This window comes from Achromobacter sp. D7-1, from assembly GCF_059760445.1.
The window spans coordinates 1-8,136 of sequence record NZ_JCBAMT010000149.1; the positions used below are offsets into that span (position 1 = coordinate 1).

Annotated in this window: 7 protein-coding genes; 3 read left to right on the top strand and 4 right to left on the bottom strand. The window is 59.5% G+C overall.

Going from position 1 to position 8,136, the window contains the following annotated elements:
• Nucleotides 1–881: 881 nt before the first annotated feature.
• A complete protein-coding gene (gene rng / locus AC6LKD_RS32145) occupies nucleotides 882–2,345 on the top strand; it encodes a ribonuclease G (RefSeq protein WP_498118507.1) in 1,464 nt (487 codons plus the stop codon).
• A 2-nt stretch (nucleotides 2,346–2,347) separates the two neighbouring features.
• Here rng and AC6LKD_RS32150 read toward each other — a convergent pair whose 3' ends face one another.
• From AC6LKD_RS32150 to AC6LKD_RS32165, 4 genes are read right to left on the bottom strand one after another with little or no spacing between them, the layout of a single operon-like run.
• Complete coding sequence (locus AC6LKD_RS32150) at nucleotides 2,348–3,181, bottom strand: NAD-dependent epimerase/dehydratase family protein (protein ID WP_013392687.1); 834 nt, start codon at nucleotides 3,179–3,181, stop codon at nucleotides 2,348–2,350.
• 58 nt (nucleotides 3,182–3,239) lie between these two features.
• Nucleotides 3,240–4,232, bottom strand: coding sequence for a TRAP transporter substrate-binding protein (locus AC6LKD_RS32155; RefSeq protein ID WP_013392686.1), 993 nt, complete (start codon nucleotides 4,230–4,232; stop codon nucleotides 3,240–3,242).
• A 56-nt stretch (nucleotides 4,233–4,288) separates the two neighbouring features.
• Nucleotides 4,289–5,560 carry a TRAP transporter large permease gene (locus tag AC6LKD_RS32160; protein WP_498118506.1) on the bottom strand — a complete coding sequence of 424 codons (1,272 nt, stop codon included), beginning with the start codon at nucleotides 5,558–5,560 and terminating at the stop codon, nucleotides 4,289–4,291.
• Nucleotides 5,557–6,096: a TRAP transporter small permease gene (locus tag AC6LKD_RS32165; RefSeq protein ID WP_237709988.1), complete on the bottom strand. Its 540-nt coding sequence runs from the start codon at nucleotides 6,094–6,096 to the stop codon at nucleotides 5,557–5,559. The genes AC6LKD_RS32160 and AC6LKD_RS32165 overlap by 4 nt, the downstream gene beginning before the upstream one ends.
• 219 nt (nucleotides 6,097–6,315) lie before the next feature.
• On the opposite strand from AC6LKD_RS32165, the gene AC6LKD_RS32170 reads away from it, so the two are divergent.
• Both AC6LKD_RS32170 and AC6LKD_RS32175 read left to right on the top strand, forming a co-directional pair.
• A complete protein-coding gene (locus AC6LKD_RS32170; protein WP_013392683.1) occupies nucleotides 6,316–7,209 on the top strand; it encodes a LysR family transcriptional regulator in 894 nt (297 codons plus the stop codon).
• A gap of 192 nt (nucleotides 7,210–7,401) precedes the next feature.
• On the top strand, nucleotides 7,402–8,103 hold the full coding sequence (locus AC6LKD_RS32175; RefSeq protein ID WP_013392682.1) for a DUF3053 domain-containing protein: 702 nt from the start codon (nucleotides 7,402–7,404) through the stop codon (nucleotides 8,101–8,103).
• Nucleotides 8,104–8,136 lie beyond the last annotated feature (33 nt).

Here is an 8,136-nt window from a genome sequence, read left to right on the forward strand (position 1 = left end):
ATCCCGCTAGCGTTCAATCTGAGCCAGGATCAAACTCTTCAGTTTAATCTCTGTATTTGTTTCGTATTCTTGGTCTGAATAAATCCAAACCAGGTCATACGTCGCTACTCAAAGGAAGTGAGGTATGTTCTTAAACTTGACGTCTAAGGTACTTCACTTCTAGTGAGCACTTGATTTCATTGTGCTTGTGACCGAAGTCACACTGCACTCGCATCAAGCGCCCACACTTATCGGTTGTTTAATTGTTAAAGAGCGGTACTGCTAAATTCGGTACTACTTACTGCCTGCTCGCTTCGCTACGCCCCTTTCGCTGGCGCCGCGTTGTTTGCAGCAGAGAAACGAGATTATGAAGAAGTTTTTATCGCTTGTCAAGTCAGCGTCACACCCATCGTTTCGCTTTCTTGCCTGCGACCTCTTCAGGTCCGCCTCTCTTTAGCAGCTATCGAAATATCAGGGTTAACCCTAATTTTTCGGCAACTGCCAAGCCCAAGACTATAACACGATTTTTGCAGATTGCGCAACTGGCTTTTGCCTAACTTGCTGCAATCCTTGCAATCACCGCGCGCCGCTCATCTCTGAACGCTTTGCGGCAGACCTGGCTCGAATCTTCTTGCCCGACCTGTTGTGCTTGCTTGGCTTCGCGGTTCAAAACTGTCCGAACTGCGAAGGAGCGAGACTATAGCACAGATTTCTGCGGGCGGCGCAGCATCGCGCTTACGTCTGCCCACACTGGAGCCACGCGCCGCTCGCCCCTATATATAGTGGGAATCTCGCAGTCGCCCCATATACATAGTTGCGTCGTCCGCCTTGCCCTACGTTTACTATTCGCCTGTACGCCGCACCTTACTGGAGACGAACACGCTATGCCCCCAGCCATCGCCCTGAGCGAAGACATCCTGATCAACGTCACCCCCTTTGAAACCCGCGTTGCGCTGGTGGAACAAGGGTCGGTGCAAGAACTGCACGTAGAACGCAGCATTCAGCGGGGCCATGTCGGCAATATCTGTCTTGGACGAGTGGTCCGCGTGCTGCCTGGCATGCAGAGCGCCTTCATCGATATCGGACTGGAGCGCGCGGCCTTCATACATATCGCCGATCTGCGTGAAAATCGTGGCGAAAGAAGCCAGGGGCTCACCCCCACGCCCATCGAAAAGCTGCTTTTCGAGGGACAGACCATCATGGTCCAGGTGGTCAAAGACCCCCTGGGCACCAAGGGTGCGCGGCTATCGACCCAGATCAGCATGGCCGGCCGGATGTTGGTTTACTTGCCCCACGACCCGCATATCGGCATTTCGCAGAAGATCGACGACGAATCCGAGCGCATCCAGTTGCGCGAACGTCTGCAGGCTTTGATGCCTGCCGAGGAAAAAGGCGGTTTTATCGTCCGCACTCAGGCGGAAGGCGCCAATGACGAAGAGTTGACAGCGGACCTGGAGTACCTGCGCAAACTGTGGACCAGCGTCCAGGCGGCAGCCCGCATCCAGCCCGCTCCCGCCCTGTTGCATCAGGATCTGACCCTGGCGCAGCGCGTCTTGCGCGACATGGTGGGTCCGAACACCGGCGCCATACTCGTGGATTCCCGCACGACCAGCGCCGCGATGCTGGAGTGGGCGCGCGTCTATACCCCCTCGGTGGTGGACCGCATCCAGCATTACAGTGGGGAGCGTCCGCTGTTCGACACCGCCAATGTGGACGACGAGATTGCACGGGCGCTATCGCGCCGGGTGGATTTGAAGTCGGGCGGCTACCTCATCATCGACCAGACCGAGGCGCTGACCACGGTCGACGTCAACACCGGCGGTTTCGTGGGCGGCCGCAATTTCGACGACACCATCTTCAAGACCAACCTGGAAGCGGCCCAGGCCATCGCTCGCCAGCTGCGGCTGCGCAATCTGGGCGGCATCGTCATCCTGGACTTCATCGACATGGAGGAACAGGAACACCGCGAAACCGTGCTGGCCGAACTGAAGAAGGCGCTGTCGCGCGACCGCACCCGCATGACGGTCAACGGCTTTACACAGCTGGGCCTGGTGGAAATGACGCGCAAGCGTACCCGCGATTCGCTGGCGCATCAGCTGTGCGAGCCCTGCCCGATGTGCGAGGCGCGCGGCAACGTGCGCACGCCGCGCACGGTCTGCTATGAAATCCTGCGCGAGATCCTGCGCGAGGCGCGGCAATTCAATCCCAAGGAATTCCGCATCCTGGCCTCGCAAGAGGTGGTCGACCTGTTTCTTGAAGAAGAAAGCCAGCATCTGGCGATGCTGGGCGACTTCGTGCGCAAGCGCATTTCGCTGGAAGTGGAAGGCGCGTACTCGCAAGAGCAGTACGACATCATCCTGGTCTGATTTCAGGAGATCCTGTCGGTGGTGCCGACGAATTCCAGGGGGCAATAAAAGCCCCCATGGAACTGCGCCGCGATGGGATCCTCGGGGATGTTCTGGGCCAGGATCTCCGCGGCGAAAACCTCGGAATCGTCCTGCGGCGCGTAGCCCAGGAATTTCGCGTTGGAATTGTCCCAGCGGTTGCGCAGGTTGTTCGACACCCCATAGACCACGGTGAAATGATAGGACTCGTGCTCCACGCAACGCGCCGCCAGTTGCGCCATGTCGCGGTGGCTGATCCAGGTCAATAGCTGCCGCGCCTCGCTCGGGCGGTCCGGCGTGCGGAAGGTCCCGATCCGCAAGCAGGCGACGGACATGCCGTACTTGTCCGCATACATCCGGCCCAGGCCCTCGCCGAATACCTTCGATACGCCATACAGAGAATCCGGCCTGGGCTGCACGGTGTCATCGAGGAACTTTTCCCGCCGGTGGTAGCCGATAGCGTGATTCGAACTCGCGAAAATCACCCGGCGCACGTTCTGGCGCCGGGCCGCCTCGAATACGTTGTAGCAACCCTCGATATTCATGGGCAGGATTTTTTCCCAGACATCGGCGCCGGGAATGCCGGCCAGATGGATGACGCAGTCAATACCCTCCATGCAGCGTTCCAGGGACTCGATGTCCCGGACGTCCATGGTGCAGGTTTCCTCGCCTGCCTGCGCCGGTTCCTGCGGTGCGATGTCGGCCAAACGCAGCAAGGCATAGCGGCCGCGCAGCTGCGAGCGCAGGCAAAGGCCGATATTTCCGGCTGCTCCGGTAATCAGCACGCGCAGGTTTTGGGGTTGGTTGAAAGGTGTCATCAATCTGTCCAGTTTCTCTTGACTATGAAAGCGCCGGGGCCTGTGCCGTTCGCGCCCGTTACTGCTTCTGCTTGGCGGCGATCAGCGCGTCATAGAGCGCCTGGCCATTGGGGGCTTCGCCGACGAGCTTTTTCACAACGGGCCGCGTAGCCTGCACCATGGAATCGAGATTGCTGGGGTAGACGATGGACACCCCTTTCGTTTGCATCGTCTTCATCCCCTCGTCGTAGACCTTTTTGTAATAGTCGCGGGCGTAAGCCATGGCCTCGTCCGCGGACTCCTTGATCATTTTCTGTTCCGCGGGCGAAAAGCGGTCCCAGCGATCCTTGGACATGAGCAGCAGCGCCGGATGGATGTTGACGTGCGTCATGTTGAAGTACTTGGACACCTCGATGAATTTGTCCGAGACAAACTGGTCCGGCGTGGTTTCGCCGCCGTCGAGCACCTTCTGCTGCAGGGCCAGATACAGCTCCGAATAAGCCATGGGCGTCGCTTGCGCGCCCAGGGCCTTGTAGCTTTCGACGTAACCCGGCGACTGGATGACGCGGATCTTCATGCCCTTGAGGTCTTCAGCCGAGTTGACGGGCCTGTTGCCGAAGACGTTGCGCTCGATTGCCGAAAACCAGCCCAGGCCGACCAGGCCGTACTTGGGCAGGACTTCCATGAATTTGTCGCCCGCCGGCCCGTTGAGGATCTGGTTGGCTTGCTCCACGCTGTCGAACAGGAACGGCGAGTCAAAGACCAGGAATTCCTTGACGATGCCGTTCAAGGTCGGCTGACCCGTGATGACCAGGTCGGTGGCGCCGGCCACGGCGCCTTGGATCATGGTCAGTTCGCCGCCCAGTTGCGAATGCGGGAACACGGAAATCGTGATTTTCCCGTTCGATTTCGCCTTCAGCACGTCGGCGAACTTCTGCGCCCCCACGTGAAACGGACTGTCCGTCGTGAGCGTGTGCCCCACATCCATGTTCAGGGCATGCGACGGCGCGGCAAACATGAGGGCGCTCAGGGCGCCGGCGCCAAACAGTTTCTTGAATAGCTTCACATCCATCTCCTCGATTTTCCAGCCGCCCGACAGGCGCTGCCGTCAGGCGGCCGGATTATTTTTTATAAGAAAAAAGTACTAATGGCGGGCACGTAAGAAATAATCAGGACATCAAGCACCAGCACGGCAAGGAAGATAACCAGGTACTTCGCCAACTGGTGCATTTTCAACTGGGCAACTTCACACACCACGAACAGGTTCACGCCGACCGGAGGCGTCACCATGCCGACCGCCAGATTGGTGATGACGATCATGCCGAAGTGGATGGGATCGATGCCGAAAGTCAGGCTGATGGGCGCCAGGATGGGCACGATGATCAGGATCGCCGCCAATGCCTCGATGAACATGCCGACCAGGAACAGCATGACGTTCACCAGCAGCAGAAACACGATCGGATTGGTCGTGACGGACCCCAGCATGGCAGCGACCTGCTGCGGCACCTGGTTGATCGTCAGCAGGTACGCGAACACGGCGGCGAAGGCCACGATCAGCAGGATGATGGAAGACATCACCGCGGAGCGCGCGAAAATGCCCAGCAGATCCTTGACCGTTATTTCCTTGTAGACGAACAGTCCCAGCGCCAGCCCGTAAAGCACCGCGATGCAGGAGGCTTCGGTGGCGGTGAACAAGCCGCCGTAGATTCCCCCAAGGATGATGACCGGCATCATCAGCGCCAGCGTTGCATCCTTCAGGGCTACCATCACGCCTTTCAGCCAGCCGCCAAAGCTCACCGGGCTGACTTCGTCGAAGCCCTTGATGCGGGCGACCAGGCAGACCGTCAGGATCAGCGACACGGTGATCAGCAGCCCCGGCAGGATGCCCGCGAGAAACAGCGACCCGACCGATACGTTGGCCGTCAAGGCGTACACGATCATCGGGATCGACGGCGGAATGATCGCCCCCAGCTCGCCGGAAGATGCGGCAATGGAGGCCGCGAATGACCTCGGATAGCCCTTCTTTTCCATTTCCGGAATCAGCACGGAGCCGATCGCCGCGGTCGTGGCGGACGACGAACCGGAAACCGTCGCGAACAGCAGCGAGGTCAGCACCGCGACCGCGCCCAGGCCGCCCCGGATCCAGCCGACGAAGGCATTGGCCAGTTGCACCAGTCTGGTAGCCACGCCGCCCGAGGACATGAGATGCCCGGCCAGGATGAAGAACGGCACGGCCATCAGGCTGAACGAATCCAGCGACTGGAACGCCATCTGCGCCACGATGAGCAGCGACCGGTCGCCCGCCTGCAAGGCGAACGCGGCCGACATGCCCAGGGCAGTGACAATGGGCGCACCGATGATCAGGATCGCCGTAAATGACAAGAACAGAACCGGAATCACAGCGCCCCTCCTTCACTGTTTTGCATGGCGGCGGCAACTCGTTCCGCCTCGCCGCCCTGCTGCGATACTTCAACGCTCAGCAATTCCTTGATGACGTGCGTGAAGGTATTCAGGCTCATGAGCACGCAGCCAATGAACATGAATATGTAGATGTATGCCATGGGCATTTCCATCGCGGGCGATGTCTGCCTCATGCCGAGTTCTATCAGCCTGATCGATTTCCAGGCCAAGAGCAGCGCCAGCATCAAGGTCAGGATATGCGCCACCACGCGCAGCCAGCGGGCGACCGACTCCGGCACCATGCCTATGAAGGCATCGACGCCGATCAGCCGCAGGCGATAGGTCGCGACGGCGCCGCCGATGAAGACGCTTCCGACCATCATGAAGCGGCCCAGTTCTTCCGCCCAGGGCGTGGAAAAAGGAATACCCGTATAGGTGTAGAGCAGCCGTACAAATACAGAAATTGAAATAGCCAGGACCATTCCTATAAGAAAAAGTCCGGCGCACTTTTCAGCTGCGGCGTTTATCGAATCCATTATTCGCTGCAGCGTTTGAAGCCTCTGGCGTGAGGCACAATGTCCGGCCATGCGGAGCCCTCCCTCTTTGTCTCATTTATTTATTCGCCGCCTTTTTGAGCCAGGCGTTCGATAGGCAATATACTCAGCGGCATGCGATTCGTAAAATTCAAATAACAGAACATTCTTTTCCAAAAAAACGATTGTTGAATCGTCCTGCCTTGAACCGGAGTTTCGATAATGTTGAGTGATCTCAAACAGTTGCGCGCCTTCCTCACGATTGCGCGTCTGGGCAACTTCACCAGGACGGCTCACGAACTGAATATTTCGCAGTCGGCTTTGACCATACAGATCCAGCAGCTCGAGTCCCATCTGCGCACGCGGCTGTTCGATCGCAACCACCGCAGCGTCAGCCTGACACCCCGGGGCCAGGAGCTCTTTCCGCGGATCGAGAAGCTGGTGGCCGAAATCGAAGACCTGGTCACCCATGCCCGCGACACCAGCGATCGGGAACGGGGCACCGTAACTGTCGCCGTCCTGCCCTCGCTGGCCGCCGGCCTGCTGCCGCAGGCCATCCACAGGCTGAACCGCGACTACCCCCGCATTACCGTCTGTGTGCGGGACACGGTGGCCTCCCGGGTCAACGACATGACCCGCAGCGGCGAGGTCGACTTTGGAATAGGCAGCCCGATCAAGCGCGATCAGGAATTGGTCTGGGAGCAGTTGGTGACCGACCGCTTCTGCGCCTACATGGCGCACGACTACCCCTGGGCCGCGCCGGACACGGTGACGCTGAAGGACTTGGCCGAGCATCCGTTGATATTGCCGGTGCGGGAGAGCAGCATCCGCACGCACATCGAAGCGGCGGCCGATAAATTGAAGATTTCGCTGCCGGCGGCGTATGAGGTGGTCTACAACTCGACCGTGCTGGCAATGGCGGCGCAAGGACTCGGCGTAGCCATCCTGTCTGAATTGGCAGCCCGCGAAGGCGATACCAACCGTCTGCGTTGTGTTGCCATCAGCGGCCCGCCGCTATACCGGCACATCGGCATCCTGCGGCGCGCGGGCCGCTCGCTGTCCCGTTCCGCGGAGCTGCTGACCGCGGCATTGCGGGAAATCGCCGTCCAGGAATAAGGCGCGACGCGCGCACGCGTAACAGGTCGTCGTCGCGATTTCACTTCATTATGTGTGAATTGTGTTTCTTAACGATTCGATTGCAAACAATTCTGAAAGCAATGGCGGCAAGGAAGACGACCCGATAAGCTGCGGGCGCCTTCAGGGTATACCCTGACTATTTCTTTACTTCGCTTTTAGGAGTTCGATGCGATGAAGTCCCTATTCCGTCCGTTCCTGGTGCTGGCCGCTGCGCTGCCGTTGATGCTGGCCGCCTGCGGCAACAAGGAACCCGAACAGCGTGCCGCGTTCACGCAGTTCCTGCAGACCCGTATCGTCGACAAGCCCGGCGTGCGCGTCCCGCAGCTGACGGATGAAGAGAAGAAGTCCTTCGGCGACTACGCGGCGCAATATGCGGTGATCACGGACTTCAACGCTGGCATGGATGCCTCGGTCAAGCCCCTGTCCGGCATCATGCAGAAAGGCTCGATGCGCTCGCTGAATGACATCGTGACCCGTCGCGACGACCTGAAGACCGTGCAGGCTTCGCTCAATGAAATGGGCGCGGCGCTGAAGGAGCAGCAGGCCAAGGCCGACGCCGCGCGCGCGCAGCTCAAGCAGCCGGAAGACCTGAAGGCCGTGTACGACAAGGCCTACGAGAAGACCGTCAGCCTGCCGGCCGACACCTTCCGCGATGTGCTGCCGCAACTGAACGCGACCTTCGACAGCAGCCTGAAGATCGCCGATTACGTCGCCGCGCACGCCGCGCAGATTGACATTTCCGGCCCCATCGTCAAGGTCCAGGATCCCGCCGTGCAGGCCGAGCTGAACAAACTGCTGCAGGACCTGAATGCGCAAGCCAAGAACGTGCAGCAGGCGCAGACGCGCATGCAGGCCGTGATGGTCGGCCGCTAAGCCCAGGCGGCATTAGAAAGCCCCGCCGCGCGA